This window comes from Salinicola sp. (genome assembly GCF_982684285.1).
This window is the reverse complement of the sequence record NZ_CEXLVS010000428.1, coordinates 1-1,653: the sequence shown is the minus strand read 5'-3', so window position 1 is coordinate 1,653 and position 1,653 is coordinate 1. Positions and strand designations below refer to the sequence as shown.

The window sequence follows — 1,653 nt, the reverse complement described above, 5'->3', positions numbered from 1 at the left end:
ACCGACGGCGTTATCAGAATTGAATGAGATTCTGGAAAAACAATTCAGTGGCAAGCAGGGTGGCCAGAGCACCATGGTGGGCGGCCTAAAAACAGCGGCGGATATTCTCAACTTTGTTGAAGGTAGTGCTGAGGCCGCGATTATGGAAAAAATAAAAGAACAGGAACCCGATATCGGTCAAAATATTGAAGATCTGATGTTTGTATTTGAGAACCTAGTGGATGTTGATGATCGTGGCTTCCAAACCTTAATGCGAGAAGTGCAAACGGATCAACTGCAACTGGCATTAAAAGGGGCTGATGACGTATTGAAAGAGAAATTCCTAAGCAATATGTCTCAGCGTGCAGCTGAAATGATGCGTGATGATCTTGAAGCAATGGGACCGGTTCGTGTTAGTGATGTTGAAGCAGCACAGAAAACAATATTAACCGCAGCCCGTATTTTATCTGACAAAGGTGAAATCATGTTAGGCGGAGGTGCTGGAGATGATTTCGTCTGATGATGTGGTAGAAACCGCACAAGCAGACGTTTTATCGTCGGAAGAAATAGCCTCGGCGTATCAACGTTGGGAAGCACCTCGCATGGTGTCGGTCAGTGATCTTGAAGACGATGATCATTCGATGATGACCGTGCAAGCCATCGAAAAACTGCAAAAAGAAGCCCAAGAAGAAGGGTTTAAAACTGGCTTTGAACAAGGCAGTGAAGCCGGTTATAAAGCCGGTCTAGAAACAGGCAAACAAGAAATTGCCCAGAAGCTGACCGTGTTAAATCAAATCATCACCGCCTTAAACACACCTTTGTTAGATTTGGATCAACAAGTCGAAAATGACTTGATGAACATGGTTATCACCATGACTCGGCAATTAGTACGGCGCGAACTAAGAGCCGAACCCGAACATGTGATTGGTGCAATGAGGGCGGCTTTAGCCGTATTACCGATCAATGACCGTAAATTAAAGATCTTTTTGCACCCACAAGATATAGAATTGGTTAAAAAAGGTTTGTCGGTTGAACAAGGCGATGAGAATTGGCAGTGGATAGACGATCCTGTGTTAACACGCGGAGGTCTGCGATTAGAAACCGCCGATACCACCGTCGATGCTACGGTCGAAGCCCGCTTAGCCAGCGTTATTAATAAGTTGTTGGGTGAGGAACGCAGTGATGACAGCTCAGAATGAGCCTAACCCCGTTCAGGCTGAACGCACTGCGGCTTGGCGCGCACGCTTAAAAGAATACCAACAGCGATTGGATGACAATCCAACAGAAATTTTACCGATAGAAGGTCGATTAACCCGCATGGTCGGTTTAACCTTGGAAGCAGTTGGTTTTCAAGCCCCAGTCGGTAGTCGCTGTGAAGTGCATGGCATCAGTGGCCCACCGATAGAAGCGGAAGTGGTAGGCTTTTCTGGTGAAACCTTATATTTAATGCCGACCGGCGATATTCGAGGCCTCGTGCCCAATGCGCGGGTGCGGCCAATACGTAGTGATTCGCAAGTGCCGGTTGGTGAGGCCTTATTAGGCCGTGTGGTTGATGGTGCGTGTAAACCCTTGGATGGTAAAGGCCCACTTAATGTTAGTGAACGAGTGCCCTTACATGGGAAACCGATAAATCCCTTAGCTCGCTCACCGGTAAGAGAACATCTTGATGTGGGT

General features: G+C 47.1%; 2 protein-coding genes and 1 pseudogene. All 3 read left to right on the top strand.

What is annotated here, in order from left to right; genetic code table 11:
* Positions 1-499, top strand: a 499-nt coding sequence (locus AC3AYF_RS20745; RefSeq protein WP_487780363.1) for a flagellar motor switch protein FliG, incomplete at its 5' end; no start/stop codon positions are given.
* Positions 486-1,178, top strand: a complete 693-nt coding sequence (locus AC3AYF_RS20740) for a flagellar assembly protein FliH (protein WP_487780362.1) — start codon at positions 486-488, stop codon at positions 1,176-1,178. The genes AC3AYF_RS20745 and AC3AYF_RS20740, both read left to right, overlap by 14 nt.
* Positions 1,162-1,653: pseudogene (locus tag AC3AYF_RS20735) on the top strand (hypothetical protein); the annotation flags it as partial. The gene AC3AYF_RS20740 and the pseudogene AC3AYF_RS20735, both read left to right, overlap by 17 nt.